Annotated in this window: 24 protein-coding genes; 14 read left to right on the plus strand and 10 right to left on the minus strand. The window is 69.6% G+C overall.

Going from position 1 to position 26,935, the window contains the following annotated elements:
• The first annotated feature begins 32 nt into the window (after positions 1-32).
• The 5 genes from ABFT43_RS02575 to cydC all read left to right on the plus strand — a co-directional run bounded on the left by ABFT43_RS02575 (position 33) and on the right by cydC (position 7,170).
• Positions 33-902 carry an aminodeoxychorismate lyase gene (locus tag ABFT43_RS02575; protein WP_347958829.1) on the plus strand — a complete coding sequence of 290 codons (870 nt, stop codon included), beginning with the start codon at positions 33-35 and terminating at the stop codon, positions 900-902.
• A gap of 211 nt (positions 903-1,113) precedes the next feature.
• Positions 1,114-2,700, plus strand: coding sequence for a cytochrome ubiquinol oxidase subunit I (locus tag ABFT43_RS02580; RefSeq protein WP_347958830.1), 1,587 nt, complete (start codon positions 1,114-1,116; stop codon positions 2,698-2,700).
• A gap of 11 nt (positions 2,701-2,711) precedes the next feature.
• Complete coding sequence (gene cydB / locus ABFT43_RS02585; RefSeq protein WP_347958831.1) at positions 2,712-3,794, plus strand: cytochrome d ubiquinol oxidase subunit II; 1,083 nt, start codon at positions 2,712-2,714, stop codon at positions 3,792-3,794.
• Positions 3,791-5,479, plus strand: coding sequence for a thiol reductant ABC exporter subunit CydD (gene cydD, locus ABFT43_RS02590; RefSeq protein WP_347958832.1), 1,689 nt, complete (start codon positions 3,791-3,793; stop codon positions 5,477-5,479). Before cydB ends, cydD begins: the two co-directional genes overlap by 4 nt.
• Positions 5,461-7,170: a thiol reductant ABC exporter subunit CydC gene (gene cydC / locus ABFT43_RS02595; RefSeq protein ID WP_347958833.1), complete on the plus strand. Its 1,710-nt coding sequence runs from the start codon at positions 5,461-5,463 to the stop codon at positions 7,168-7,170. The genes cydD and cydC overlap by 19 nt, the downstream gene beginning before the upstream one ends.
• 131 nt (positions 7,171-7,301) lie before the next feature.
• Here the strand turns inward: cydC and ABFT43_RS02600 are convergent, their stop codons facing one another.
• The 3 genes from ABFT43_RS02600 to mhuD all read right to left on the minus strand — a co-directional run bounded on the left by ABFT43_RS02600 (position 7,302) and on the right by mhuD (position 9,913).
• Positions 7,302-8,801: an aldehyde dehydrogenase gene (locus tag ABFT43_RS02600; protein ID WP_347958834.1), complete on the minus strand. Its 1,500-nt coding sequence runs from the start codon at positions 8,799-8,801 to the stop codon at positions 7,302-7,304.
• Between the two features lie 136 nt (positions 8,802-8,937).
• Positions 8,938-9,573 carry an LON peptidase substrate-binding domain-containing protein gene (locus tag ABFT43_RS02605; protein WP_347959252.1) on the minus strand — a complete coding sequence of 212 codons (636 nt, stop codon included), beginning with the start codon at positions 9,571-9,573 and terminating at the stop codon, positions 8,938-8,940.
• A gap of 31 nt (positions 9,574-9,604) precedes the next feature.
• Positions 9,605-9,913, minus strand: a complete 309-nt coding sequence (gene mhuD, locus ABFT43_RS02610) for a mycobilin-forming heme oxygenase MhuD (protein ID WP_347958835.1) — start codon at positions 9,911-9,913, stop codon at positions 9,605-9,607.
• A gap of 82 nt (positions 9,914-9,995) precedes the next feature.
• On the opposite strand from mhuD, the gene ABFT43_RS02615 reads away from it, so the two are divergent.
• Positions 9,996-10,823, plus strand: coding sequence for an alpha/beta fold hydrolase (locus ABFT43_RS02615; RefSeq protein ID WP_347958836.1), 828 nt, complete (start codon positions 9,996-9,998; stop codon positions 10,821-10,823).
• Between the two features lie 77 nt (positions 10,824-10,900).
• Here the strand turns inward: ABFT43_RS02615 and ABFT43_RS02620 are convergent, their stop codons facing one another.
• Positions 10,901-11,896 (minus strand): hypothetical protein, encoded by a 996-nt coding sequence (locus ABFT43_RS02620; protein ID WP_347958837.1) that lies wholly within the window; start codon positions 11,894-11,896, stop codon positions 10,901-10,903.
• A gap of 96 nt (positions 11,897-11,992) precedes the next feature.
• Complete coding sequence (locus ABFT43_RS02625) at positions 11,993-12,886, minus strand: A/G-specific adenine glycosylase (RefSeq protein WP_347958838.1); 894 nt, start codon at positions 12,884-12,886, stop codon at positions 11,993-11,995.
• Here ABFT43_RS02625 and ABFT43_RS02630 point away from each other — a divergent pair.
• Positions 12,885-13,559, plus strand: coding sequence for a carbonic anhydrase (locus ABFT43_RS02630; protein ID WP_347958839.1), 675 nt, complete (start codon positions 12,885-12,887; stop codon positions 13,557-13,559). The two genes, ABFT43_RS02625 and ABFT43_RS02630, sit on opposite strands and share 2 nt — an antisense overlap.
• Positions 13,560-13,660: 101 nt before the next feature.
• Entirely contained in the window at positions 13,661-14,428 is a 768-nt protein-coding gene (locus ABFT43_RS02635; protein WP_347958840.1) for a hypothetical protein, read from the plus strand.
• A gap of 21 nt (positions 14,429-14,449) precedes the next feature.
• On the opposite strand, the gene disA is transcribed toward ABFT43_RS02635, so the two are convergent.
• Entirely contained in the window at positions 14,450-15,535 is a 1,086-nt protein-coding gene (disA, locus tag ABFT43_RS02640; protein WP_347958841.1) for a DNA integrity scanning diadenylate cyclase DisA, read from the minus strand.
• A 125-nt stretch (positions 15,536-15,660) separates the two neighbouring features.
• Here disA and ABFT43_RS02645 point away from each other — a divergent pair, with 125 nt between their 5' ends.
• The gene (locus ABFT43_RS02645; RefSeq protein WP_347959253.1) at positions 15,661-16,191 is read left to right on the plus strand and encodes a PaaI family thioesterase; all 531 of its coding nucleotides are present in this window, start codon (positions 15,661-15,663) and stop codon (positions 16,189-16,191) included.
• Positions 16,192-16,195: 4 nt separating this feature from the next.
• Here ABFT43_RS02645 and radA read toward each other — a convergent pair whose 3' ends face one another.
• Together radA and ABFT43_RS02655 are read right to left on the minus strand one after the other, a co-directional pair.
• Positions 16,196-17,581 (minus strand): DNA repair protein RadA, encoded by a 1,386-nt coding sequence (radA, locus tag ABFT43_RS02650; RefSeq protein WP_347958842.1) that lies wholly within the window; start codon positions 17,579-17,581, stop codon positions 16,196-16,198.
• Positions 17,582-17,697: 116 nt separating this feature from the next.
• Positions 17,698-18,405 (minus strand): hypothetical protein, encoded by a 708-nt coding sequence (locus ABFT43_RS02655; protein WP_347958843.1) that lies wholly within the window; start codon positions 18,403-18,405, stop codon positions 17,698-17,700.
• A 359-nt stretch (positions 18,406-18,764) separates the two neighbouring features.
• On the opposite strand from ABFT43_RS02655, the gene ABFT43_RS02660 reads away from it, so the two are divergent.
• From ABFT43_RS02660 to ispF, 3 genes are read left to right on the plus strand one after another with little or no spacing between them, the layout of a single operon-like run.
• On the plus strand, positions 18,765-19,253 hold the full coding sequence (locus ABFT43_RS02660; RefSeq protein WP_006899032.1) for a CarD family transcriptional regulator: 489 nt from the start codon (positions 18,765-18,767) through the stop codon (positions 19,251-19,253).
• Between the two features lie 34 nt (positions 19,254-19,287).
• Positions 19,288-20,019 carry a 2-C-methyl-D-erythritol 4-phosphate cytidylyltransferase gene (ispD, locus tag ABFT43_RS02665; protein WP_347958844.1) on the plus strand — a complete coding sequence of 244 codons (732 nt, stop codon included), beginning with the start codon at positions 19,288-19,290 and terminating at the stop codon, positions 20,017-20,019.
• Positions 20,016-20,480, plus strand: a complete 465-nt coding sequence (ispF, locus tag ABFT43_RS02670) for a 2-C-methyl-D-erythritol 2,4-cyclodiphosphate synthase (RefSeq protein WP_347958845.1) — start codon at positions 20,016-20,018, stop codon at positions 20,478-20,480. The genes ispD and ispF overlap by 4 nt, the downstream gene beginning before the upstream one ends.
• A gap of 122 nt (positions 20,481-20,602) precedes the next feature.
• Here the strand turns inward: ispF and ABFT43_RS02675 are convergent, their stop codons facing one another.
• Together ABFT43_RS02675 and ABFT43_RS02680 are read right to left on the minus strand one after the other, a co-directional pair.
• Entirely contained in the window at positions 20,603-21,838 is a 1,236-nt protein-coding gene (locus ABFT43_RS02675; protein ID WP_347958846.1) for a nucleotide disphospho-sugar-binding domain-containing protein, read from the minus strand.
• The gene (locus ABFT43_RS02680; protein WP_347958847.1) at positions 21,835-23,193 is read right to left on the minus strand and encodes a hypothetical protein; all 1,359 of its coding nucleotides are present in this window, start codon (positions 23,191-23,193) and stop codon (positions 21,835-21,837) included. Before ABFT43_RS02680 ends, ABFT43_RS02675 begins: the two co-directional genes overlap by 4 nt.
• An 870-nt stretch (positions 23,194-24,063) precedes the next feature.
• Between ABFT43_RS02680 and ABFT43_RS02685 the strand changes: the two genes are divergently transcribed.
• A complete protein-coding gene (locus ABFT43_RS02685) occupies positions 24,064-25,566 on the plus strand; it encodes a condensation domain-containing protein (protein ID WP_347958848.1) in 1,503 nt (500 codons plus the stop codon).
• 3 nt (positions 25,567-25,569) lie between these two features.
• Positions 25,570-26,904 (plus strand): condensation domain-containing protein, encoded by a 1,335-nt coding sequence (locus ABFT43_RS02690; protein ID WP_347958849.1) that lies wholly within the window; start codon positions 25,570-25,572, stop codon positions 26,902-26,904.
• Positions 26,905-26,935 lie beyond the last annotated feature (31 nt).

Raw genomic sequence — 26,935 nt, forward strand, 5'->3', positions numbered from 1 at the left:
CAACGCGGCGGGTCCGTGGCAACCTCATGACCATGTCGGATTCCATCCTGGTCACGCTCGACGGCGCTCGGCACGACGCCGACGTCCCGTTCCTCCACGCAGACGACCTCGCGGCGGTGCGCGGAGACGGCATCTTCGAGACGCTGCTGGTCCGCGGCGGTCGCGCGCGGTGCGTGCGGCTGCATCTCGAGCGCCTAGGCCGCAGTGCGACCGCGATGGGACTGCCCGCCCCCGACCTCGACGTGTGGCGGCAGGCGATCGAGACCGCGGTGTCGTGCTGGACCGATGAGCACGGTTCCGCCGACGAGGCGCTGCTGCGACTGGTCTACACGCGCGGTCGCGAACACGGGTACGAGCCCACGGCCTACCTCACGATCGAGGGACAGCCCGAGCGGGTGGTGTCGGCACGCGCCAACGGTGTCTCGGTGATCACCCTCGACCGGGGCTTCTCCATCGACCTGTCGGCGCGCGCACCGTGGCAGCTGCTCGGCGCCAAGACCCTCAGCTATGCGACCAACATGGCCGCGCTGCGGTACGCGGCGTCGGAGGGGTATGACGACGTCATCTTCGTCAGCAGCGAGGGGGTGGTCCTGGAGGGGCCGCGCTCGTCGGTGGTCGCGGTGTACGGCGACACCCTCGTGACCCCGCCGCCGGAGATCGGGATCCTCGAATCCACCACCGTGCGGGCGGTCTTCGACCTAGCCGCGGCGGAGGGGTGGAAGACCAAGGCGGAGCAGCTGCGACCGGCCGACCTCGTCGCCGCCGACTCGGTCTGGCTGCTCTCCAGCGTCACGCTCGCGGCCCGGGTGACGCACCTGAACAGATATGTGATGCCGATACCGAAAGATCTGGCCAGGATTCCCGGTTTGGTGGATCGCGCCATCGCCGCCGAAGACAATTGACCCCGGTCACTCGGGCCTGTTCCCGGGCCTGGGTCACACGCCGGTTTCGGGTGAGAGGGAACGCACCCGAAACGGCGTCTCATCGGGACCTTTGGCGCTTGAACAGGGTTGGTGACCAGGCGTAACGTCGCGCCTGAGGCCTACTACCGGAAGTAGTAGGCGCGTTGGGAACCTGCCGGTTGCACAACCGGTCACCTGATTCGAGGCAGATATGGATGCTCTGGACATCTCCAGATGGCAATTCGGGATCACGACGGTCTACCACTTCATCTTCGTCCCGCTGACCATCGGTCTGGCGCCGATGATCGCGGTGATGCAGACCGTCTGGCACGTCACCGGCAACGAGCAATGGCTCCGGGCCACCCGATTCTTCGGCAAGCTCTTCCTCATCAACTTCGCGCTCGGCGTCGCGACCGGCATCGTCCAGGAGTTCCAGTTCGGCATGAACTGGAGCGAGTACAGCCGGTTCGTCGCGGACGTCTTCGGCGCCCCGCTCGCACTCGAGGGCCTGGTCGCCTTCTTCCTCGAGTCGACCTTCATCGGACTCTGGATCTTCGGCTGGGATCGCCTGCCGCGCAGGGTCCATCTGGCCTGCATCTGGCTGGCGGCCATCGGCGTCAACGCCTCGGCGTACTTCATCATCGCCGCGAACTCGTGGATGCAGCACCCGGTTGGCGTCAAGTGGGACGAGGCCCGCAACCGGCCGGCGATGGACGACTTCTGGGCGGTCATCACCAACAACACGACCCTGGCCGCCTTCCCGCACGTGATCGCCGGCGCGTTCCTGACCGCGGGCACCTTCGTCGCCGCCATCGGCATCTGGTGGATGGCCCGGAATGCCTGGCGCGCCAAGAAGCTGCGTGAGGCACTCGAGACCGGCGACGCGAGCATCGTCCCGGAGAGCACCTCGCCGAGCCACATCGACGCCACCCCCGAGGATCTCGAGAAGGATGCGCGCGACCTCTGGCGTCCGGTCACCCGGTTCGCGTTGTGGGTGACCCTGGTCTCCGGCATCGCGCTGTTCGTCACCGGCGACATCCAGGCGCAGATCATGTTCAAGCAGCAGCCGATGAAGATGGCGTCGGCGGAGTCGCTGTGCGAGACCCAGACCGGCCCGGGCTTCTCGGTGCTGTCCATCGGCCGCCAGAACAACTGCGAGAACATCGATCACATCATCGAGATCCCCAAGATGCTGTCGTTCCTGGCCACGCATCGCTTCGACGCGACCCTTCAGGGCGTCGAGGATCTGCAGGAGCAGTACGCGCAGGCCTTCGCCGACAACCCGAACGTGCCGGCGAACCAGAACTTCGCGCCCAACCTCTTCGTCACCTATTGGGGCTTCCGCGCCATGATCACCTGGGCCCTCGGCTCGGTCGTGGTCGCGCTCGGTGGTCTGTGGTTGACCCGGAAGAAGCGGGTGGTCGAGTCCAGGAGGTTCGGCCTCATCGCACTGCTGATGATCCCGACCCCGTTCCTGGCCAACAGCTCCGGCTGGATCTTCACCGAGATGGGGCGGCAGCCCTGGGTCGTCGCCCCGAACTGGGAGGACGACCTCGACCCGCTGCGGATCAGCATGCTCGTGCAGAACGGCGTGTCCAACCACACGCCGCCGACGCTGTGGGTCACCCTCATCGGTTTCACGCTGATCTACGGCGCGCTCGGTGTCATCTGGTTCATGCTGCAGCGGCGGTACGTCATCGAGGGGCCGGCGAGCTACGACTCGAGGCCGCCAGGACATGACGACGACGATTCCGATTCCGAATCCGGTGAGCCCAAGCAGCTCTCGTTCGCGTACTAGAGGAGACTGACATGGGACTCCCGGAATTCTGGTTCCTGATCATCGCGGTTCTGTTCGTCGGGTACTTCGTGCTCGAGGGCTTCGACTTCGGCGTCGGCATGCTGATGCCGATCCTCGGCTCGAGCCACACCGGCGGCGACGACAAGGTGTCGCCCGACGACCCGGAAGCCGACCCGGACAAGCGGCGGCGCGTGCTGCTCAACACCATCGGTCCCGTCTGGGACGGCAACGAGGTGTGGCTGCTCACCGCAGGCGGCGCGCTGTTCGCGGCGTTCGGCGGTTGGTACGCAACGATGTTCACCGCGTTCTACCTGCCGTTGTTCCTCATCCTGCTCGGTCTCATCACCCGTGTGTGCGCGATCGAGTGGCGCGGCAAGATCAACGATCCGCGTTGGCGCATGTGGTGTGACGTCGGCATCGGACTCGGCTCGTGGATCCCCGCGATCCTGTGGGGCGTCGCGTTCGCGAACGTGGTGCGCGGCCTGCCGATCGACGCCGACGCGCAGTACACCGGTGGCTTCTTCAACCTGCTGAACCCGTACGCGCTGCTCGGCGGTGCGACCACGCTGCTCGCGTTCCTCACCCATGGCGCCGTCTTCATCTCGCTGAAGACCAGCGGTGTGCTGCAGGAGGACGCGGCCCGGTACGCGTCGCGCCTGGCGTGGCCGACGCTCGGCGTCGCGGCGGCGTTCCTGCTGTGGACGCAGTTCGCCTACGGCAACGGCTGGACGTGGATTCCGGTGGTCGTCGCCGCGGTCGCGGCGCTCGGCATGGTCGGCGCGACCCAGGTGCGCCGGGAGGGGTGGGCCTTCCTGTTCACCTCGATCGCCATCGCCGGCACGGTCGTGACACTGTTCGCGGTGCTGTACCCGAACGTCCTGCCGTCGACGCTGAACGAGGCGTGGAACCTCACCATCGACAACACCTCGTCGAGCGGCTACACGCTGACCGTCATGACATGGGCGGCGGTCCTCATCGCCCCGGTGGTCATCGGATACCAGGCGTGGAGCTACTGGGTGTTCCGTAAGCGGTTGTCGGTCAAGCAGATCCCGGAGGGACACGGCCTGCCCTCGCTGCGCGTGCCGAGCAAGTGAACGCCCGCCCGCCGGTCGACCCCCGGCTGCTGCGGTACTCACCGACCACCCGGCGGTACGTCGCGGTCACGGCGGTGTTCGCGGTGGCCGAGGTCGTCGCGATCATCGTCGCCGCGTGGATGGCCGCGTCGATCCTGTCGGAGCTGATCGTGGCGGAGGACCGGCGGTCCTTCGACGCCCAGTGGGCGCACCTGGTGGTCCTGGCGGTCGCGATGGGAGCTCGGGCGACGATGGCCTACGGCCACGACCGCTACTCCCATCGCGCCGCCGCCCGGGCGATCGCGGAACTGCGGGCCGAGGCGCTCGACGTGCTCACCGACCCGCGCCGCACGTCCCCGCGAACCCTGCTCGGGGTGCGGGACCACGCTGCCACGGTCCTGCTCCGCGGTCTGGATGCGCTGGGGCCGTACCTGTCCGGGTTCCTCCCGGCCCTGGTCGCCGCGGTGATCCTCACCCCGACGGTGGTCGTGGTGATCGCCCTCGCGGACTGGCCGTCGGCGATGATCATCCTGATCACGTTGCCGCTCATCCCGATCTTCATGGTGCTGGTCGGCCTCATGACCCGCGATCGCACCACCCGCAAGCTGGAGACGATGAGCCGGTTGACCGCGCAGCTGCTCGACCTGATCGCGGGACTGCCGACACTGCGCGCGCTGAACCGTGCGCAGGCGCCGGCGGTGCAGGTGGCCGAACTCGGTGAGGCACACCGGCGGAGCACGATGTCGTCGCTGCGGGTGGCGTTCCTGTCCGGTGCGGTGCTCGAGCTGCTCGCGACCCTGTGCGTCGCATTGGTGGCCGTCGGCATCGGTCTGCGGCTGGTGTTCGGTGAGATGTCGCTCTACGCGGGTGTCTTCGCGCTGATCCTCGCTCCCGAGGCGTACCTCCCGTTGCGGCGGGTCGGCGCCCAGTTCCACAACTCGACCGATGGCCTGACGGCCGCGGAGCAGGTGTTCGAGCTGATCGACTCCGCAGGTGAGGTGGCGCCGGGCGCCGCGGCAGGCGGTCGCGGGATCACCGTCGCAGGCGCGCCGGTCACGATTCTCGACCTCGGGGTCCACGGCCGCGACGGATGGGCGCCGGAATGCCTGCGGGCGACGATCCCGGCCGGCGCTCTCACCGTCTTCACGGGACCGAACGGATCGGGCAAGTCGACGACGCTGGGCGCCATCATGGGGCTGCTCACGCCCGACGACGGTTCGGTGCTGATCGGCTCCACGCCGGTGCTGCACGCCGACCCGGCGTCGCTACACGAGCAGATCGCGTGGCTGCCACAGCAGCCCGTCATCGTACCGGGATCCGTGGCGGAGAACCTGACGCTCTTCGGCGCCCTCGACGAGGAGGCGGCCCGACGTGCCTCCGCCGCGTCAGGATTCGACGCCGTTGTGCGGGAGTTGCCGGAGGGGCCCGACACCCGGCTCGGCGCAGGCGGATTCGGATTGTCGGCCGGTCAGCGCCAGCGGCTTGCGCTGACCCGCGTGCTCGCGTCGCCGGCGCCGCTGTTGTTGCTCGACGAGCCGACCGCCCACCTCGACGAGGATTCCGAGCGGGCTGTGCTCTCCGCACTGCGCGACCGCGCTCGGGCCGGTGACACCGTCATCGTGGTGGCGCACCGCGGCATCGCGCGCGAATTCGCCGACCAGATCGTCGACTTCACCGGAGGTGTGTCGTGCGCGACGACCCGTTGATCCGCGCGCTGGGACTGCTGGGACTGCGCGGGCGCGCCGTCGCCAAGGCGTTGCTGCTCGGCGTCGGCGGCGCGTTGTCGGCACTCGGGCTGGCCGCGCTGTCGGCGTGGCTGATCACCCGGGCGTGGCAACAACCCCCGGTGCTCTACCTGTCGGTCGCGATCACCGCGGTTCGGGCGCTGGGCATCTCGCGGGGCCTGTTGCGCTACCTCGAGCGACTGGCCACCCATGACCTCGCGCTCCGTGCGATGGCGACGGCGCGGGAGCGGTTGTACCAGGCCCTCGCCAGGGGCAACCCGGCGTACTCGGTGACGCTCCGTCGCGGAGAGTTGTTGACCCGCACCGGGGACGACATCGACGAGATCGGCAACGCGCTCATCCGCGGGCTGATCCCGATCGGGGTCGGCGCCACGACGGCCGTTGCCGCGGTGGTGGTGATGGCGCTGGTGTCGGTGCCCGCGGCCGTCGTGCTGGCCCTCGCGCTGATCGTGAGCGGCGGCGTCGCGCCCTGGCTCGCAGCGCGCGGTGCGGCCCGCACGATCCACGACGGCGCACAGGCCGCCGCCGAGTCCGCGGAGGCGACCACGACCACCCTCTGGCACGCGTCGGAACTCGTCGTCGCGCGGCGCCGGGAACAGATCCTGTCGACCGCCGTCGACGCCGACCGGCGCCACCTCGCGGCCATCGACCGGGGACGTCGACTCGAGGCGGCCGCGGCCGCGGCGACGCCGCTGTCGATGGGGGCGTCGCTGATCGCGGCGTGCGTCATCGCGATCCAGCTCGCCTCCGAGGTGACCGGGTCGCTCGCCGACGTCGCGTCGGGCGAGGGCCTGACCCCGATGGTCCTCGGCGTCCTGATCCTGTTGCCGTTGTCGGCCTTCGAGTCCACGGCTCCGCTCACCGAGGCGGGCCTGCAGCTCGAGAAGAGCCGCCAGAGCGCGGGTCGCGTCATGGCGCTGGTCGACGGGGCACGGCAGGGCGCCACCGAGTCGGACACCGATGACGTGCCCGTGCACGGCGCGCCGGTCGAGGTATCGGCATCGGGGTTGCGCTGGGGCCGTGCGGGCCGAGAGGTTCCGGGGCGGGCCGACGGGCTCGATCTGGATCTGCGGCCGGGTTCGCGGCTGGCGGTCGTGGGGCCCAGCGGCGTCGGCAAATCCACCCTGCTGCTGACCCTGGCCGGCCTGCTGCCGCCGGTGTCGGGCGAGGTGGCGTGCGTCGGTGTGTCGACGCGCGCCCCGGTCGACCTGCGCGCAGCCGGTTGCTATTTCGCGGAGGAGGCGCACATCTTCTCCACGTCGGTGCGCGAGAACCTGCGCGTCGCCCGCGGCGACGTGAGCGACGAGGAGATCCTCGACGCGTTGCGGACCGTCGGCCTCGACACGTGGCTGGCGCGTCTGCCCAAGGGCCTGGACACCACGCTCTCCGGCGGCGCCGACGCGGTGAGCGGGGGTGAGCGCCGGAGACTGTTGCTGGCGCGTGCTCTGCTCCATCGCGCACCCATGGTCCTGCTCGACGAACCGACCGAGCATCTCTCGGCCGACGACGCCGACCAGCTGCTCCGGCGACTCCTCGGGGCCGCGGGCGATCTGTTCGGTCCCGACCGGATCGTCGTGGTCGTCACGCATCAGCTGCCATCGGAGGTCGGGGACGCGCGCGTGGTGGAGCTGGCGGGGGCCTCCGCTCGCTGAGCGGCCCATCCGGAGCTCGGCAGGGCGGCGGGTCGTCGTTGCGGGCGCGGGTCTGCCGTCCCCGATCGGAACAGAACCGGGGCCGGACGCAACGCGTCCGACCCCGGTACCCCCTGTGAGAGACGGGAGATCTAGTCGCCCTGGACCTCGTAGCCCATCGGCAGCATGGTCGACTTGTGCTCGAGGAACGACTCGAGGCCCTCGCGGCCGTTCTCCCGGCCGATGCCCGAGTTCTTGTAGCCGCCGAACGGTGACTCGGGATCGATTGCGTACCAGTTGATCCCGAAGGTTCCGGTGCGGATCTTGGTGGAGATCTCGATACCGCGCTCGACATCGCTGGTCCAGACGCTGCCGGCGAGACCGTAGCTGGAGTCGTTGGCGATGGCGATCGCCTCGTCGACGTCGTCGTAGGCGATGACCGACAGCACCGGTCCGAAGATCTCCTCGCGGGCGATCGTCATGTCGTTGGTGACACCGGTGAAGATCGTCGGGGTCAGGAAGTATCCCGACTCCAGTCCGGCGGGGCGCTCGCTCTCGAGAACCGGTGTGGCCCCGGCCTTCTTGCCCTGCGCGATGTAGTCCTCCACGCGCTGACGCTGCTTCTCGGAGATCAGCGGGCCGAGCTGGGCCTCCGGGTCGGACGGCAGCCCGACCTTCATCGTCTTGGCCGCCTCGACCATCGCCGCGACGATCTCGTCGTGGCGGCTGCGCGGGACCAGGATGCGCGTCTGCGCGACACAGGCCTGGCCGGTGTTGAACAGGCCGAGGAAGGTGAGCATGAACGCGTTCGCGGCGAGGTCGACGTCGTCGAGCACGATGGCGGCCGACTTGCCGCCGAGCTCCAGCGAGCAGCGCTTGAGCGACTGGGCGCACGCCGCGCCGATGGCCTTGCCCGCCGCGGTCGAACCGGTGAACGTGATCTTGTCGACGTCGGGATGCGCGACCAGGGCCTGGCCCGTCTCGGTCCCGCCGGTCACCACGGAGATGGCCTCCGGCGGCACACCGGCCTCGATGAACAGCTGGGCCACGTAGTTGCCGGTCAGCGGGGTCTCCGGAGCGGGCTTGAGGACCACCGAACAACCGGCGGCGAGTGCGGCGCCCATCTTGTTGCACGTGATGAACAGCGGGACGTTCCACGCGCAGATCGCGCCGACGACGCCGACCGGCTCACGGGTGATTCGGGTGGTGCCGAACAGGCCGGTCCGGTACTCCTCCCACGCGTAGTCGCGCGCCGCGTTGGCGTAGGCGCGCAGCACGCCGGTGCCCGGGAGCTGCTGCAGGGTGCTGATCGCGCTCGGCGGGGCGCCCATCTCGGCCGACACCAGGGCGGTGATCTCCTCGCCGCGCTCGTCGATCAGATCGGCGACCTTGGCGATGATGTCCGCGCGCTGCGCCGGGGGCGTCGAGCTCCACACCCCGGACTCGAAGGCCGCGCGGGCGGCGCGCACCGCGGAGTCGACGTCGGTGGCATCGGCATGCGGCACCGAACCGACGCGTTCGCCGGTGGCGGGGGAGAAGACCTCGAGGGTCTCGGTCGAATGCGGGTCGACCCACTGGCCGCCGATGAGCAACTGGGATCGGTCACCACCGCCGACGATGGTGGCGGTGTGGGACTCCACGGTCTCGGTCATTGCGCGTGTGCTCCTCAGGAGGACGGGGTCTTGCCCGGTCACACAGCGGATTCTCGGCCGCCGGCAGGCAAGTGTGAACTACGGCACACGCAATACTAGAACACGTTCTAACTCGGGCGCCAGGGGTGGGGACCGCTCAGGTGCCGCCGAAGGCCGCCCGCGCCTCCAGTCCCTCCATCACGTCGTCGAGAACGTCGAGCTGGCCGGCGGGTGTCTCGGCCTCGAGCAGCCGCTGCAGATCGTGGGCCTCGATCGCGAGCCGGTTGGCCCAGCGGTAGATCGGGGAGAGATCGGCGGTGAGGGGATCGGCGTCGAGCGTGTCGAGCGCGGCGAAGACCACGTCGGCGTCCTTGCCCGAGGCCTCCAGGACGCGGCGCATGACGGTGCGGAGCCGTTCGTCGATGGCCGCGAGCCGGGCGAGGTCGGCGTCCGACGGCGTATGTTCCGGTAGGGGATCGACGACCGCGCGCGGGTAGGGGTCGTCGGGGACCCACTCGACCACCCGGAAGCGCTGGGTTCCCGTGCAGGACAACAGGGCTCGTCCGTCGGGGAGGCGATCGGTGATGTCGGCGTGCGCGATCGTGCCGACATCGCAGCGCACGTCGCCGCCGCCGACCTCGGAGCCGCGGGCGATCAACACGACGCCGAAGCGCACGGTCGACCGCCCGTCGGTCTCGTCGAGGTGGTCGGTCAGCATCTGCCGGTAGCGCGGCTCGAAGATGCGCAGCGGCAGTTCCCCACCGGGCAGCAGCGGCGTGCCGAGCGGGAAGATCGGTGAGACCGAAGGATTCAGCGTCGGTCCGTCAGGCCCTGGGACGTGCGTCGAGCACGACCTCGAACTCGAGCAGGTCGGCGCCCGTGGCGACCGGCTTCGCCCGTTCACCGGCGTGGGCCTCCTTGGCGGGACCGTTCGCCCACGCCTGGAAGTCCTCCTCGGATTCCCACTGCGTCACGACGAAGTAGCGGTCGTCGCCCTTGACCGGACGCAGGAGCTGGAAGCCGAGGAAGCCCTTGGAGCCGTCGACGGAGTGGGCGCGGTTGGCGAACCGCTTCTCCAGCTCGGGGCCGGCGCCCTCGGGAACGGTGATCGCATTGATTTTCACAACAGCCATGGGTCCACCTTATGCGCTGGGCTCGCCGGGGCACCCGGAGTCGGCGCGGCTCCGACGTCCGGTCCGGCTACAGTTTCACCCCATGGTCGACACCCAGGCGATCGGGGAGATCGGGTTGCGGGACCACGGCGGCCCCGTCATCACCGACGACAACCGGGGCGCACCGCCGAGCGGCCTGCCGGTGCGTCCGATCGTGCTGCTGCACGGGCTGATGGGCCGGGGCCGCACGTGGCGTCGCCAGATCCCCTGGCTGCGGCGGTACGGGCGGGTGTTCACCTTCGACGCGGCGTTCCACACGGGCGCCGACGCCTGCGAACCGGCCGACCCGTCGGAGCTCTCCACCGAGCGGTTCGTGGCCGACCTCGCCGAGATCCTCACCTGGATCGACCAGGGCCCGGCGGTGCTCGTCGGACATTCGATGGGTGCCCTGCACGGATGGTGCACGGCCGCCACCTACCCCGAACTGGTCGCCGCACTCGTGGTCGAGGACATGGCGCCGGACTTCCGTGGCCGGACCACCGCGAACTGGTCGCCGTGGTTCGAATCCTGGCCCGAGCGTTTCGAATCCGTCGACGAGGCGGTTGCGATGTTCGGGCCGGTGGCCGGACGGTACTTCTACGAGGCCTTCGACGACGGGCGGCTGCACGGGCGGATCCCGGTGTGGGCGGCCATCGCCGAGGAGTGGGGAACCCGCGATTTCTGGGCGGAGTGGCAGGCGGTCTCGGTGCCCACGCTGGTCATCGAGGCCGAGCACACCGTCGCGCCGCCCGGTCAGATGCGGAAGATGTGCGCGCTCAACGACCATGCGCACTACCTCCGGGTGCCCGGCGCGGGACACCTCGTCCACGACGATGCGCCTCACGTGTATCGCGGTGCGGTGGAGGCGTTCCTGTCCGGTCTGGAGATCTGACCGACGCGGTCGACGGCGAAGACGAATCGGGGCGCACACGACGAATCGTGTGCGCCCCGAGGGGTTTACGGGTTGACTCAGGCGGGATCGGCGGGCGCGATCGGCGCACCGTTGAGCCGGCGCCAGCAGTGCACCAGGAACAGCTGGGCCACCGGCGCGGCGACGATCAGACCGACGTAGCAGACCAGCGCGCCCACCAGGGTGATCGCGTAGGTCACCAGCAGCGTGATGATCGAGTCGCCGACCTTCGACTTGGTGAGCTCGAAGGATGCCTTCATCGCGTCGATCGGGGACAGGCCCTTGTCGATGGTGGCGACCACGGCGAACATCAGGAAGAACGCCGCGATGATGCCCGGGATCACGCAGAGGGCCGAGCCGATCGAGGTGATGATGCCGACCAGGATCGCGGTGCCCACGACGGCGCCGAAGCGGATCGGGGTCAGAAACGATGCCGCGGAGACCGCTTCACCGTTGGCCACACGGACCGCACCCGAGGTGATCGACGCCTGGATGTACAGGATGCCGATGATCAGCACGATGTACAGCAGGATCATCAGGAACAGCCCGCCGCCGTTGAGGGTGGTCTCCTCGTAGCTTCCGTACGGGGTGCTGTAGGTCGTGGTCGTGCCGAAGATCGCGGCGCCCCAGATGCCGAGCACCAGAACGACGGCGGCCAGCAGGAAGACCGCCAGGCCGGGCAGGATCATCGCGCCGACGTTGTTCTTGAACTTGTTGAACGCCCACGAGAACGCCTCGCCCACATCGACCTTGCCCGGGACGCCGGTCGGTGCCCCATACTGCGGTGCCCCATACTGCGGGGCGCCGTACTGCGGGCCGCCGGGCGGCGGCGGAGGCGGGGCCTGGCCGTACTGCGGCTGGCCGTAACCGGGCTGCTGCCCGTACTGCGGTGGCTGCTGACCGTATTGGGGCGGCTGCTCGCCGTACTGCGGCGGCGTCGACGGCTTCTCGAGGTCCGGCGGCTGCTGCCCGTACTGGGGCTGCTGCTGCCCGGGCTGCTCGCCCGGCTGGTTCGGGTCCGACGGAGGGACAGGAGGATACGGCGGCTGACTCATGGTCGGGGACATTAGCAACGATCGCCGTCCCGCGGGAGAACACGCCCGAACGTTCAAATGACGTTTCGCCACGTCGGCACGGATCCTCGTGGGGACTCAGCCCTCCCCGGCCAGGCAATACCTTCCGTCCGCGGTGATCTCGACGAGGCCGTCGACGAGCAGCGAATCCAGGGCCCGATCCCGTTGCGCGGTGTCTTTCGTCCACACGACGTCGAGCTTCTCCCGCTCGACCGCGACCGTGGATTCGCGCAACACGTCGAGCAGCAGGCCGCGGACCTGCCGGTCGGTGCCGGCGAACTTCTGCGCCCGCCGCGGCGGACCCTGATATGCCGGACGGCCCAACCGGATCCACGTGCATTCGGTGAGGGGGCAGCTGTCGCACTTGGGATTTCGTGCGGTGCACACCAGTGCGCCGAGCTCCATCAGCGCTGCGGAGAAGCGCGGCGCGGTCCCCGCGTAGCCGCCCTCGGCGTCCCGTGGGAGCAGCGCCTCCGCGTCGACGAGGTCCCTGCGGGACGGATTGCCCGGATGTTCCCGGCCATGCACCGCCCGCGCGATGACCCGCCGGACATTGGTGTCGACGACGGGCACCGCCTTGCCGTATGCGAAGCATGCGACGGCCCGTGCGGTGTAGTCGCCGATCCCGGGCAGGGTCAGCATCGTCTCGACATCGTCGGGAACCCGATCGTCGTGTTCGCTCGCAAGGACTTTCGCACACTCGTGCAGCCGCAGCGCGCGCCGCGGATAGCCGAGCTTGCCCCAGGCCCGCACGACCTCGCCGGGGGACTCGGCCGCCATCGCCGACGGGACCGGCCAACGCTCCACCCAGGTGCGCCACGGCTCGAGCACACGTGACACCGGGGTCTGCTGGAGCATGATCTCGCTGATGAGGATGTGCCACCCGCTGCACGACGGATCCCGCCAGGGCAGATCACGTTCATGGGTATCGAACCAACCGAGCAAAGTGGCAGGTGGCACACTATTGAGCATGATCGGTATGACACCACGTGAGGCGTGGCGCGTTCTGCGCGACGGCAACGAGCGATTCGTCTCGGGCGAGTCCCAACATCCCAGCCAGGGTATCGAGGACCGCGAACGCCTCGTCCAGGGGCAGCATCCCCACGTGGTGTTGTTCGGCTGCGCCGACTCCCGGCTCGCCGCCGAGATCATCTTCGACCAGGGTCTCGGCGACATGTTCGTCGTCCGCACCGCGGGCCACGTGATCGATTCGGCGGTGCTCGGCTCCCTCGAGTACGCCGTGGAGGTCCTCCAGGTGCCGCTGATCGTCCTCCTCGGGCACGACAGCTGTGGCGCGGTGAAGGCCACTCTCGACGCGCTCGACGACCTGCAGATCCCGGGCGGCTACATCCGCGACGTCGTGGAGCGGGTGGCGCCGTCCATCCTCGCCGGCCGCAGCGAGGGATTGTCGCGGGTCGACGAGTTCGAGGCCCGGCACGTCGTCGAGACCGGTCGCCTGCTGATGCAGCGCAGCCGCATCGTCGCCGACCGGATCGCGACCGGCAAGCTGGCGATCGTCGGGCTGACCTACAAGCTCAGCGACGGTCGGGTCAAACTCGAGTCCGTGTACGGCGACATCGGCGAGACGCCGCGGAGCAGCGTCCGGACGGCGGCCGCCGCGCCCGCCGCTGCCGACGAAGCCTGAAGGCGAACTCTAGACTTTGCCTGCTCGCGACCGGTTTTCGTGTGCGACACGCCGGTGTGTGATCAACCGGAAGTCAAGATCCGGCCGTTAGCGTTGTGTTCGTGATCGAACCCCAGGGCCCACTGCCACCCGAGATCTACTGGCGACGCCGCATCGTCGCCGCGGGTGGTGCACTGGTCATCGTGGGGCTGGTCGTCGCCCTGATCATCTGGCTCACCGGCAACGGTGGCGACGAGCCGCGGAACGCCGCGGCCACGTCGTCGGCGTCGACCAGCGCCGCTCCGTCGTCGGAGGCCGCCCCCGAGTCGTCCGAGCCACCCGCCGGTGATGCCGGTGCGGGCGGTTCCGGTGGTGGAGCCCCCGCGGGTGGGGGAGCGCCCGCCGGCGCGCCGGCCTCGACACCGGCCCCGCCCGCCTCGGCGGACCCCGCCGGAGCCCCCGGCACGCCGCCGGGACCCAACCTGTGCCCGGATCAGGCGATCTCGGTGGTGCTCTACACCGACAAGCCGACCTATACCGTGGGCCAGCAGCCGGTCTTCACCATCGTCACGACCAACGCGGGTCTCTCGGAGTGCACCCGCGATGTGGGCAAGGCCGTCCAGAACGTCATCGTGCGCACCCTCGACGGTTCCCGCACCCTGTGGTCGGCGCGTGACTGCTCGCCGATCAACACGGTGAACAATGTCGTCCTCAAGCCTGCTCAGCAGGTCAAGGACACCATCACCTGGTCCGGCACCACGAGCAGCCCCGGCTGCGAGCGTCCGCGCACGCAGGTGCCCGCGGGTTCGTACTCGGCGGTCGGCAAGATCGGCGAGCGCGAGTCGTTCCCGATCACCTTCAACTTCGTCGCGCCGGCCGAAGAGCCCTGACACCGGCCGGGGCCGGCCGATCTAGTCGTAGCGCTCGATGCTGGTCTCGGCGAGCCGTGACAGGCCCTCGCGGATGTGGCGGGCCCAGATGCTGCCGATGCCCTCGACGGCCTGCAGGTCGGCCGACGTGCTGGCCAGCAGGGCCTGCAGGGTTCCGAAACTGCGGACCAGCCGGTCCACGTGTGCGAACTGCAGTCGCGAGATCCGGGCGAGCAGCCGGTAGCCGCGCGGGCTCATGGCCGTGTCCTGGGCCTCGATGGTCGTCGGATATCCGAACGCGCCGGCCAACTGGGTCAGGTCGAGCAGATCGGCGTCGCTGAGCTCCTCGATCGCCTCCAGCGCCTGGCGCACGTCCTCGGTGGTGGCCGGCTCCGGGCTGGCGAAGTAGTCGCGGACCAGCAGCTCACGCATGGTGTCGTTCTCGCTGATCAGCTCCTCGAGTTGCAGGCTCACCTGGCGGCCGTTGGTGCCGAGCTCCAGGACGTACTCCTCGATCTCGACCGACACCCGGCGGACCATCTCCATGCGCTGGGCGGCCGTCATCGCGTCGCGCAGCAGCACGTAGTCCTCGATCTCGGCCCGCGACAGCGCGGCGATGACCTCGTCGAGGCGGGTCTTGTACCTCTCCAGGGTCGCCAGTGCGACGTTCGCGCGCGACAGGATCGGGTCCGGGCTCTCCACCACGCGGCGGACCCCGTCGACGTAGACGCTGACGATCGACATCGACGCGCTCACCGAGATCACCGGGTGGCCGGTCTGGATCGCGGTGCGTTCCGCGGAACGGTGGCGGGTACCCGACTCCTCCGTGGGGATCGACGGATCCGGGACCAGCTGCACGTTGGCGCGCACGATCCGCTTGCCGTCGGTCGACAGCACCACCGCGCCGTCCATCTTCGCCAGCTCCCGAAGGCGGGTGGGTGCGAACTCGACGTCGAGGTGGAAACCGCCGTCGCAGATCTTCTCGACGTCGGAGTCGTGACCGAGCACGATCAGCGCGCCGGTACCGCCGCGCAGGATGCGTTCCAGACCATCGCGCAGCGGCGTGCCGGGCGCAACACGCGCCAGCGTGTCGCGCAGCAGGTCGGACTTCATCGACTCGGTGACCATGTCTCCCCTTCTGGCGACCGGAGCGACATCCGGTGCTGTACGAGCCGGAAATCACAGACGCCCGATGGCGTCGGTCGGCATGACGGTGACTAGGGTACCGGGGTGTGAAGAGCAGCAGTTTTGTGGTGCCCGAGGAGCTCGACGAGCTCGAGCGCCACCCGAAGACGTCCCGCCCGGGGGAGCCGATGCGTCCGCACAATGCGGTGTGCTTCGGCTGCGGCGCGGACTCGCCGCGGGGCCTCCACCTCGAGATGTACGCCGGTGACGGCTTCAGCGTCGTGGCGGAGATGCGGGTCGAGCAGTGGATGGAGGGCGGCCCCGGCGTGATCCACGGCGGCATCCTCTCCAGTGCCTTCGACGACGTGATGGGCATGACGCCGCGTCTCATCGGCCCGGCCGCGGTCACCGTCCACCTGCAGGTCGACTTCATGCGTCCCATCCCGGTGGGGGAGACGCTGCACCTGCGCGCCGACATCCTCGGCAAGCAGGGTCGCAAGATGTACACCGAAGGCGTTGCGCACCTCGGTGATCCGTCCGAGCCGGTGGCGCGCGCCCACGGCATCTTCGTGACCATCGACGCGCGCAAGCACTTCGCCGAGCACGTCGAGCGCAGCGCTAAGGCCGACGAGTTCAAGGCGGGCAAGCCGGCGCTCTAGATCGTCAGAACGGCGCGTCGACCGGCGTCGTATCCCGCAGGTGCACCGCGTCGCCCAGGTTGGCGACGCGGAGCACCCGGATCCCCGTGGGCAGCTTCTCGTCGGTGGAGGCCGGGATGATCGCCTCGCGGAACCCGAGGCGCCTGGCCTCCGCGAGGCGTCGTGCGACGCCCGACACCCGGCGGATCTCGCCGCCGAGACCGACCTCGCCGATCACCACCGTCGACTGTGGGATCGGCTTGTTGGTCAGCGTCGAGTAGACCGCCAGCGCGATCGCGAGGTCGGCGGCCGGCTCGGTCACCTTCATGCCACCCACGGTGGACAGGTAGATCTCCGACTTTCCGATCTCCCTGCGCCCGGCGCGGGCCTGCAGCACCGCGAGGACCATCGACACCCGGTTCATGTCCAGCCCGGAGACGGCGCGGCGCGGGATGTTCATCTCGGTGGAGTTCGCCAGGGCCTGGATCTCGCCGACGAGGGCGCGCTTGCCGTCCATCGTGACCATCGTGACACTGCCACTGACGTCCGAATTCCGTTGGTGCAGAAAGATTCCCGATGGATCCGGTACCTGGTGTATGCCGTCGTCGCGCTGCTCGAAGCAGCCCACCTCGTCGGCCGCGCCGAAGCGGTTCTTGACGCCGCGGACCATGCGCAGCGTGGAGTGCTTGTCGCCCTCGAAGGCGAGCACGACGTCGACGAGGTGCTCCAGCGAACGGGGGCCGGCGACCGCGCCCTCCTTGGTGACGTGGCCGACCAGGATCACCGCGATCCCGCGGTTCTTGGCCAGCGAGACCAGGGCGGTGGTGACCGCGCGGATCTGGGTGACGCCACCGGTCACGCCGTCGGCGCCGGAGGCCACGACGGTCTGCACGGAGTCGACGATCATCAGCGACGGCGCGACCGAGTCCACGTGGCCGAGGATGGTCGCGAGGTCGGTCTCGGCGGCCAGGTAGACATTCGGGTGGACGGCGCCGGTGCGCTCGGCGCGCATGCGGACCTGGCCGGCCGATTCCTCGCCGGTGATGTAGAGCGCGACGCGGTCGGCGGCCGCCCAGTGCTTCACGGTCTCGAGCAGCAGCGTCGACTTGCCCACGCCGGGCTCGCCCGCGAGCAGGATCACCGAGCCGGGCACGATGCCGCGGCCGAGGACGCGGTCGAGTTCGCCGATGCCGGTCGGGACGGCGGCCGAGGACTCGGCGTCGATCTCGGTGATGCGCCGGGCCGGGCTCGACGGGGCGACGGCGGCCGTCGTCCCGCGCGCCGGGGCGGCGGGGATCGCGGCGACCTCGTCGATCGATCCCCATTCCCCGCATTCGGGGCAGCGCCCCACCCATTTGGCGACCTGGTGACCGCAACCGGTGCAGCGGTATGTCGATTTGGCTCTGGCCACCCGGCCAGCCTAGGCGGCGCCACCGACAGGGTTCACGGCGCACACCGCCTCGACGACAAAACGAGACGAGGCCCGGCAGATGCCGGACCTCGTCTCGTGGTCGAAGTGGGGGTGGGTCAGTGCCCGCCGCCCTCGGAGTGGCCGCCCTCGGCGCCTTCGCCGTGGTCGTCCGAGCCGTGGCCGTCCTCTGCGTGATGCTGGTTGTAGAACGTCGGCTCGGCGTTGCGGGCGACGTCCTGACGCTGCAGGTTGGCGCCGGCGTCGACCGGGGTGACGACGGTGACCTCACCGGCGTCGACCCAGGAGCCGTTCTCCTTCTTCTCGAACTTGAAGGTCAGCTTGGTGGTCAGGCCCGCCGCGACGGTGTCACCGGCGTCGTTGAGCTCGGCGGTCACCTTCTCCTCGGCCGGGGCCGCGCCGACCGGCTGGCCGCCTCGCAACGACTGGCCCGGGAGGATGACGCGGTCCTCGGCGTCGGCGCCCTCGGTGAACTCGATCGAGCCCTTCTCCGGGGTGATCGACTTCAGCCGGTACGGGGTGGTCTGGTCGGCGTTGGCGATGACGAACGCGACCTCGAACGGTCCGCCGTTGCCGAAGACGGTCGGGGCGTCGGACTCCGGGAACAGGATCTGAACGTCACGCAGCTGCAGTGCGTCGATGTTCACGTTCGCGCCGTTCACCGCGGGCAGCTGGTTGGCGGTCTGCGAGACTTGTCCCGCACCGCAACCGGTGGTGCCCAGGGCGACGGCGATGCCGATCGTGGCAACTGCGGTGGCCAGACGCGATGGCCGGACCGCCGACCGCCGTGCGGATGATGGAAGCACTGACACCCGATCCTCCCAGGTCATACGAAGTCGAATTGCAGCGCGCGAAACCCTGCACTACGCAGCGTAGTGGGCGCGGCGTGGAAAAGTCCGCCCGGGTACCCGATTCGGCCCGAAGGCGTCGTCGGGGCCCGGTTCCCCGAGGGTCCCCGAGGTGCCTCCGACAGCCCTTGCCGGCGCACTCCGACGGGGCCGGGGAGATGCCCGGTTTGCGTGACGCCCGACACGCTGCTACGGGACCCCCGCCTACCTCGGAAGAACCTGCAGTGCAACCGGTTCACCGCGTTGACCTGCACCGTTGGGTGGGGCACTCGGAACGCCCGTGCTAGACTGGGTTCACTCGAAAGGGGCAAGGAACATTGAATTTCAAAGTTGGCGACACCGTCGTTTACCCCCATCACGGTGCTGCTCGGGTCGAGGACATCGTGACCCGAACCATCAAGGGTGAACAGATCGAATACCTTGTTCTCAAGGTTGCCGACGGTGACATGACCGTTCAGATTCCCTCCTCGAAGTTGGAGTACGTGGGCGTCCGCGACGTGGTCGGGCAAGAGGGTCTCGATCAGGTCTTCCAGGTGTTGCGGGCCCCGCACACCGAAGAGCCGACCAACTGGGCACGGCGGTTCAAGGCGAACCAGGAGAAGCTGATCTCCGGCGACATCATCAAGGTCGCCGAGATCGTGCGTGACCTGTGGCGTCGCGAGCAGGACCGCGGATTGTCGGCCGGCGAGAAGCGCATGCTGACCCGCGCCCGTCGCGTTCTCGTCGACGAGCTGTCGCTCGCACAGAACACCGACGACGAGAAGGCGGCCAGCATCCTCGACGAGGTCCTCGCCGCCGCTTCCTGAGTCGGGTGAACGCTCGGACCAGGACATACCCATAGTGACCACCACGCCGGAGTCCTCCGGCGCAGTCTGCGTCATCATCCCGGCCGCCGGGTCGGGCACCCGGCTCGGCGAGCCGGTGCCCAAGGCGTTCGTCGACGTGTGCGGCCGGACCATCATCGAGCGCTGCGTCGACAACATCCCGGCGGCGCTGGGTGCATCGGTCGTCGTCGTGGTGCCGGCCGACCTCGTGGAACGGGCTCGTGAGCTGCTGCCGGACACCATCGTGGTGCCCGGCGGCGCTCACCGTTCCGAATCCGTGCGCGCCGGCATCGCGGCAGCAGACGCCGCCGACATCCTTCTCGTCCATGACGCGGCGCGACCTCTCACGCCCGCGGGTGTCTTCACCCGGGTCGTCGAGGCGGTCGCCGCGGGACATCCCGCGGTCGTGCCGGGTCTCCCGGTGGCCGACACACTCAAGCAGGTCGTCTCCGGCGACGACGGACTCGACCGCGTCGAGCACACCGTCGACCGCGAACGACTCCGCGCCATCCAGACGCCTCAGGGCTTCACCCGCGAGGCGCTGCTGCGCGCCCACGCCGACGACTCCGGTCTCGCGACCGACGACGCCGGCCTCGCCGAGCGCTGCGGCATCGACGTCCACGTCGTCCCGGGAGACCCCTTGGCCATGAAGATCACCACTCCGTGGGATCTGCGGATCGTCCGCGACGTCGTCGCGGAATCGGAGAGCACCGCGACCGGGACGACCCCGGAGGGGGAACCGCGATGAGGGTCGGAATCGGGACCGATGCGCACCGCGTCGACGCGTCCGCCGAATGCTGGATGGTCGGGCTCCACTTCCCGGGAGAGGCCGGTTGTGAGGGCCACTCCGACGGCGACGTCGGCGCCCACGCGCTGTGCGACGCCGTCCTCTCGGCCGCCGGTCTCGGCGACGTCGGCTCGGTCTTCGGGACCGGTCGGCCGGAATGGGAGGGCGTCTCCGGCGTCGCCATGCTCCGGCACGTCGCCGAACTCATCGCCGCGGAGAACCTCCGGGTCGTGAACGCCGCCGTCCAGGTCATCGGCAACCGTCCGAAGATCGGTCCGCGCCGGGCCGAGGCCCAGCAGGTCCTGTCGGAGGCGCTGGGCGGACCGGTCTCCGTGTCCGCCACCACGACCGACGGGCTCGGCATGACCGGCCGAGGCGAGGGCATCGCCGCGGTCGCGACCGCGCTGCTCGCCGAACCCTGAGACCCGGCACCGGACCCCCATCCCAGGGCCCCTTGACCGTTCGGCCCCTGACCCTCGGGCTCCGACCATGCTCCGGGGTCTCGGTCTCTGGGCCTCGACCCCTGGGAGTCAACCCCTGGGCCTCAGCGGGATCCGGCCTCGAGCAGGATCCGGCACGCCCGGTCGACGGCCTCGGCCGGCGGCGTCAGGCGCTTCGCGAGGCGCGCCGCACCTTCGGCCAGCGCCGGATCGGTGATCGGATCCAGATCCGACGGCCCGAACCGTGCCAGTTTGTTTCCGCATCCGGCGCCCGCCCGGCGTAGCGCGGCAGCCCACATCGGCTGGTCGGCGCTGAGCCACGCGATGATCGACGGGATCCCGGCTCGGGTGGCGGCCGCGGTGGTTCCGGCGCCGCCGTGGTGGACGGCGCCGCGGCAGCGCGGGAGCAGGCTGTCATGATCGACCGGTTCGGTCAGGTGAAGGAGCCGATCATGCTGCGGCAGTGCGTGATCGGTGTGCCCGATGACCCGCAGCCCGCGGTCGAGCAGTGACGTCACGATGCCGCCGATCTGTTCCGCGGTGATCTTCATGCTGCCGAAACCGACATAGACCGGGGCCTCGCCGGCGGTTGCCCAGGCGACGGCCCGGGACGTCGCCTCGGTGTCGTCGGACAACACCGCCCGGAGTTCCGCGTCTGGTGCCAGGAATCCGGTGAACGGGCGCTGCGGGCCCCACTCCGCGTCCAGGCCCGGGAACAGGGTCGCGTCGTAGGCCTGGATCTCCGGCACACCCCGACTCCGAAGCCGTTTTCCGAGAGGGCCTTTCACGTGCGGCAGGCCGAGTTCGTCACGGAGGCGGCGGTCGCCCGATCGCATCGTCAGCCAGTAGGCCCGGTCCGCGGCCGCCCAGGCGGCGCGGGAGACCACGCGCGGGAGCTCGCGGTACCCGACGTCGAGACCGCGGTTAGGGCGCAGCGGGCAATAGTGCAGGGGCACAAAGGAGATGCCCCGGCTCTGGGCGATCGCGTCGGCGCGGTCCTGGGCCAGCGGACCGGTGACGAGGACGTCGGAGACATCGGCGAGTTCACCCATCACCTGTTCGGAGGTCGCGCGACCGTGATCGCCGATCTCGCGCAGCGCGGCGAATCGAACCCGCGGGTTCTTCGACTTGAGGCGCTCCTTGACCAGCGGGCTGGCGAGCAGCTCCGCCGTCGACGGTGCGAGAACCCGGGTGGGCAGTCCGGCCGACCCGGGCAGCCCCACCAGGTCCTCGGTCACGGCGAAGCGGACCTCGTGGCCGCGTCTGGCGAGTTCGGCACCCACCACGATCGCCGGCTGGATGTCGCCGCGGCTGCCGTGAACGGTGAACGCAAATCTCATGCGCCCCAACTTCTTCCGGTGAGACCCCAGGTGGCGAGCTCGTCGGTGACGAGCGTGCGCAGCGCCGCGACGTCGGGGATGCGCACCGGGTCGAGGGAGCTGACGCTGAACATCACGTCGCCGTTGTTGATGGCAAGCCATCCGCTGATGCCGCCCTTGGCATCGCGCAGCAGCGTGACGTCGTCGGCGGCGGTGACGGCGCGGACGGCCAGATCCGCCGGCACCCCCGTGCCGAGCGTGGCGAAGAAGTCGGGAACGTGGCCGACGTTCGACGCCAGGCACAGCGGGTTGGTGGCCTGCGCGGCCAGGCGCCGGGCGGCCGCCTGCGGGAGCGCCTGCATGATGACCGCACGGTTGGCGACCGTGCCGGGACGGACCGCGAGCCGTTCGTAGGCCTCCTTGCATGCGACGCGGATGTCGGTCAGGTCGTCGTACCGGCTCGGTGACACCTCGATGTAGGCGCGGGCGCCCGAGGTGGCGTTCGCACGCCGGTCGGCGGGATCCGTGCGGGTCGAGACGGGCAGCGACAACGGCATCACGTCGCCCTTCGACACCCGGCCGCAGCGTTCGAGGAGGCCGACCATGAGCGCGGCGAAGAGGCTGTTGTCGGTGCCGCCGCGGGCCTTGGCGGCAGCGGTGAAGTCGTTGGCGGGGACGAGCACGGTGACGTTCGGGGTGGCCTGCGCCGTGGCCAGGTCGGTGTCGGGGGCAGGCGTGCCGGTGACCCGTTCCGGGGTGACCGGCGTCTCGGTGCGGGATTCCTGCCACACCCGGTAGGCCGTCGACGCGGCGCTGCCCAGCAGGTCGGCCGCGTCGATCGCGTCATCGACGAGATCGGGTTCGGTTCCCGGCGTGTATTTGAGATCATGGACGGCCTCCATGACCGCCAGGGTGCCGGAACCGCCGTCGGCGATGACGTGCGCGATCGTCAGCGACACCAGGACCGCCGAGCCGTCGGCCACACGGGCCACGGCGAACCGCCACGCCGGCCCGGTCACGACGTCGAGGGGCAGGTCGGTCTGGGCGCGAGCCCACGCCTCCTCGCCGCCGGCCGGGATGGGTTCGGCGGCCACGGTCACCGACCCCGCCTCGGGCGTGTATCGCCAGTACGCGCGCCCCGGGCCGCGATGGCGTCCGACGAGCCTGCTCATCCGGCCGGTGAGCATCCGTTCCGCGACGCCGCGCAACGCGTCGACGTCGACGGTGCCGGGGAACCGCCACACCGTCTGCATGACGACGGGCATCCCGAGGATCGTGTCGAGCTTGACGAAGAGGTCGTCGTCGGCGGTGAGCCGGTCGACGGTGGACGCCGACGGGACGAACGGTGTGCGACGGACGAGTGAGGCGATTTTCATGCCTGCCATACCCCTTCGGAAAACGTGATCCTTCGCACAGTTTCGGCACGCAAAGACGCTTCGCCGGAGCGAGCGATCATGTGAGCGATCTCACGCCGCAGATTCACGTCGGTGCCTTTCGAAGGACTGGTGGGGTCGCGGACCGGCGAGGGTGACGAGGTGGTCGAACGCTTCCGCATCGGATCGGCGGGGACTCGCGGTCTGTGACGATTTGCTTCCTCATGCCAAGTGTCTCTTGGGATTCGGTGTCGCAGTGTCATTCCCGAGTCCGCCGGGGTGGATTCATCGGCCCGAGACTGCGGGACACACTACCGGAGAATCCGCGGCCCGCCGATGGGGTATCGCAGCTTTCCCCGGGCCGCCGGCCGATCGGTCCCGAAAACGGCCCAACCAGCGATCATTAGCGGATCTCTTGAGAATTCTCATTTCGTACGGCGAACTATTCATTCGATCGGATTCGGGTTACTGTCGTGACCGCCAGGCCGCCACCGTGATGGGTGTCGGTTCACATTCTTGGCGCTGACCACGTGCATTGGGACCCCGGAAGGACGCAGCGGCATGACCGGTACTCACGCCGATCTGTCGGGCGTCGTGACGTCCGCCGATCCGGATCGGCTCTGGGACGAATGACCCGGTTCAGGCGCCTTTCGGAAACGTCGACGGAACGCATGACCTCCGGTTTACTGTTCTGCCGAATGATGTGTTCGGGGACACATCCATCCGTCACGTTCACGAGGAGGTTGTGTCCGCGTCGGTCCATGACCGGCGAACGCTGCTGACGCACGGTGCAGCGAACGGCCCGGGGAGGGGCCGGTCCAGACATCAAACGGGGGCCGAAACGTGTGAGAAAGCGCACGGGAGGTTCTGTATATGGAGTACACCGAGCTCGACGACTATGCGATGCCCGGAGGAACGGTCACCGCATGGGAGCCGACGGTCGATGCCGCCGAGTGGCAGACCGATTCGCGACAGCTGTCCTACATGCATCTCGAGCACGCCCGTCGGGCGGTCCGCGAGGGAGATGAGTGGTACAGCCAGTGGATCGGCACCGCGTTCCGCATCGAGCGCCCGCTCGACCGCGATGCGTTCGGGCGCATGCTCCTGGGGTGGTACCGCAGGCACGAGGCGTTCCGTACCTCGGTCCGGTTGCACGACCCGTCGAACCCCGAGGGTGATCTGACCCGAGTCACCGTCGCCGCCGACGCGATCTCGGTGCGCGAGCGCCACTTCGGTTCCGATCTGGAACCCACCGAGGTCTCCGAACTGGTCACCGAATACTTCAACAGCACCGTCTCGCCGCTGAAGTGGCCGCACTGCATCGCGGTCACCGTCGAGACCCCGGGGGACGACGGCTTCCTGGTCGTCTTCGCCGCCGACCACACCGTGATGGACGCCTACACGCAGGTGTTCGCGATCCGTGAGCTGACCGCCCTCTACGTCTCCGAGGTCACCGGTGAGCCGCACAAGCTCGCCGAGTTCGGCAGCTACCTCGACTTCAGCGACGCCGAGCGCCGTCTGGGCGAGCAGATCGACGCCAACAACATCGCAGTCAGCAAGTGGCGCAACTTCTTCGACGAGACCACCACGGAGATCCAGCCGACCCCGATCCCGGGCTTCCCCGACTTCGCGGTGGCGGCCGACGCGCCCCGCACCATCGCCGCCGAGCGCACCCCCGCCCCGGGTTTCCAGTCGACGCTGTCGCACTGGCTGCTCGACCCCGCGGAGACCAAGCGCTTCGACGCCGTGTGCAAGGGCGCCGGGTCGTCGATGACCGCAGGCATCTACACCGCGCTGTCGATGACCTCGGCCGCGCTGACCGGCAGCGCCGACCTGCGCTTCATCAGCCCCGTGCACACCCGCAACTCCATCGAGTGGGGCGAGGCCGTCGGCTGGTTCGTCGGCATCATCCCGGTAGCGCTGCGCCCGGGTCGTCCGCAGAGGTTCACCGAGGCGCTGTCCTCGGTCGCCGCGAGCTCCGCGCAGTACAAGGACATCGGCAGCGCACCGTTCGCGCCGGTCGCCGAGCTCATCGGCGGCGACGTGACCCCGCCCGGGTTCGTGATCTCCTACATCGACCTGCGGCACGCCGAAGGCGCCGCCGAGTGGGAGCCGCGCAAGGCCCGCGTGCTGCGTAGCGCGACCCGCGACGCCGACGAGGTCTACTTCTGGATCAACCGCATCCCGACCGGCGTCAACGTCTCGTCGCGGTTCCCGCTCGAGGACGCGCCGAAGGTCGAGGTGTTCCTGTCCACCTTCGCCGCGATCCTGAAGCAGATCGTCGCGGACGGGGACTGCGAGTACACCTACGGCAGCGCGGCGGAGTCATCCGCCGCCGTGCTCGCCGGCAACCCGACGGGTGCGCTCGAGGGCTAGACGATGAAACTCTCGAGTTCCGAGTCGTGGGAGGTCGCCGGGGGCGAGCTCGTCCGATGGCGTCCGGTGCCGGGCGGCTTCGCCGAAGAGGCGAGCGCACCGGTGTCGGAGAACGAGCGATTCCATCTGACGTCGCTGTCGGCCGGGCAGCCCGGCTGGATGGCCCTGACGCTCGACTTCCCGCAGCGGCTCGATCCCGATCTCCTCGGCGACGTCGTCGGTTCGGTCATCACGCGTCACGACGCGTTGCGCAGCCACTATGTGCGCACGCCGGAGGGCGGCTTCGCCCGGCTCCTGCACGCGACCGCCGACGTCAAGGAGGAGGTCCGCGAGGACCGCACCGGTCTCGGGGCCCGAGAGTTCGCCACCCGGTTGGCCGACGACATCGGCGAGACCTGTGATCCGTTCCAGCCGATGCCGCACTACCTGGCGGCGGTGCTGCGCCCGTCGAGCACGACGCTGATCTGTGGATTCGACCACTGCTACGTCGACGCGCGGTCGCTGGCGGTGGTGGCGAACGAGATCTGCGAGCTGATCCACGGCCGCGCGCTCCCGGCCGCGCCGTCGGGACTCGAAGCGGTGCGCAAGGTGGCCGCGGCGGAGGCCTGCGTCCCCGCCGACGACCCACGCGTCGCCGAGTGGGAGGGCTTCCTGTCGGCCACCGGCTGGCGGGTCCCGGAGTTCCCGCTCGACCTCGGCGTCGACCCCGGCGCCACGTACCCGGTCAAGACCATGGTGCGGACCCTGCTCCCGGCGAGTGAGGCGGCCCGGTTCTCCTCGACCGTCCACCGGGCCGGGGCCCGGACCTACCCGGCACTGCTGACCTGCGCCGCCAAGGCCATCAGCGCCGCCGGTGGACCCGAGGACGTGGCGACCGTCGTGCCGACCGGCACCGGAGCCGGACCCGGCGTGGTGTGCTGGTCGGTGGGCAACGCGCCGATGATCATCCGCTCGACGGGCGACCTCGACGCGGCCATGCACGCCAACACCGACCGGCTCGCGGCCGCGCTCCCGCTGGCCGAGATCGGGCTGACACCGGTCTACACGGCGTTCGGTGACCGCCTGCGCCCCAGTCGCCACGACGTCTTCATGATGTCCTACGTCGACTACACGCGGATGCCGACGCCGGCATGCGACGTGGCCGTCCGGCAGGTGTCCAGCCAGAAGCCCACCGACACCGCCCAGTGGTGGCTCTGGCGTGATCACGACGGCATCCACGTCCGCGTCCGCTACCCCGACACCGAGCGCGCCGCGAGGGTGCTCTCCGGTGTCCTCGACGAGATGGCGGCCCTGGCCGGTTCGGTCATCGGTGTGACCGGCTGCACCGGCACCGCGTGACGGCGTCTTCGCAGGCCGACACCACCGGCGA

Source organism: Gordonia aurantiaca (assembly GCF_039939235.1).
In the GTDB taxonomy this organism is placed as follows: Bacteria; Actinomycetota; Actinomycetes; order Mycobacteriales; family Mycobacteriaceae; genus Gordonia.

Excerpts from the sequence above, each read along its gene's own strand:
- ABFT43_RS02690 (WP_347958849.1), top strand. The coding sequence starts at position 25,570 with ATGAAACTCTCGAGTTCCGAGTCGTGGGAGGTCGCCGGGGGCGAGCTC.
- ABFT43_RS02580 (WP_347958830.1), top strand. The coding sequence starts at position 1,114 with ATGGATGCTCTGGACATCTCCAGATGGCAATTCGGGATCACGACGGTC.
- cydB (WP_347958831.1), top strand. The coding sequence starts at position 2,712 with ATGGGACTCCCGGAATTCTGGTTCCTGATCATCGCGGTTCTGTTCGTC.
- ABFT43_RS02685 (WP_347958848.1), top strand. The coding sequence starts at position 24,064 with ATGGAGTACACCGAGCTCGACGACTATGCGATGCCCGGAGGAACGGTC.
- ABFT43_RS02600 (WP_347958834.1), bottom strand. The coding sequence starts at position 8,801 with ATGACCGAGACCGTGGAGTCCCACACCGCCACCATCGTCGGCGGTGGT.
- ABFT43_RS02575 (WP_347958829.1), top strand. The coding sequence starts at position 33 with ATGTCGGATTCCATCCTGGTCACGCTCGACGGCGCTCGGCACGACGCC.
- disA (WP_347958841.1), bottom strand. The coding sequence starts at position 15,535 with ATGGTCACCGAGTCGATGAAGTCCGACCTGCTGCGCGACACGCTGGCG.
- ABFT43_RS02680 (WP_347958847.1), bottom strand. The coding sequence starts at position 23,193 with ATGAAAATCGCCTCACTCGTCCGTCGCACACCGTTCGTCCCGTCGGCG.
- ABFT43_RS02675 (WP_347958846.1), bottom strand. The coding sequence starts at position 21,838 with ATGAGATTTGCGTTCACCGTTCACGGCAGCCGCGGCGACATCCAGCCG.
- ispF (WP_347958845.1), top strand. The coding sequence starts at position 20,016 with ATGAGGGTCGGAATCGGGACCGATGCGCACCGCGTCGACGCGTCCGCC.
- ABFT43_RS02620 (WP_347958837.1), bottom strand. The coding sequence starts at position 11,896 with ATGAGTCAGCCGCCGTATCCTCCTGTCCCTCCGTCGGACCCGAACCAG.
- ABFT43_RS02615 (WP_347958836.1), top strand. The coding sequence starts at position 9,996 with ATGGTCGACACCCAGGCGATCGGGGAGATCGGGTTGCGGGACCACGGC.
- mhuD (WP_347958835.1), bottom strand. The coding sequence starts at position 9,913 with ATGGCTGTTGTGAAAATCAATGCGATCACCGTTCCCGAGGGCGCCGGC.
- ABFT43_RS02630 (WP_347958839.1), top strand. The coding sequence starts at position 12,885 with ATGATCGGTATGACACCACGTGAGGCGTGGCGCGTTCTGCGCGACGGC.
- ABFT43_RS02625 (WP_347958838.1), bottom strand. The coding sequence starts at position 12,886 with ATGCTCAATAGTGTGCCACCTGCCACTTTGCTCGGTTGGTTCGATACC.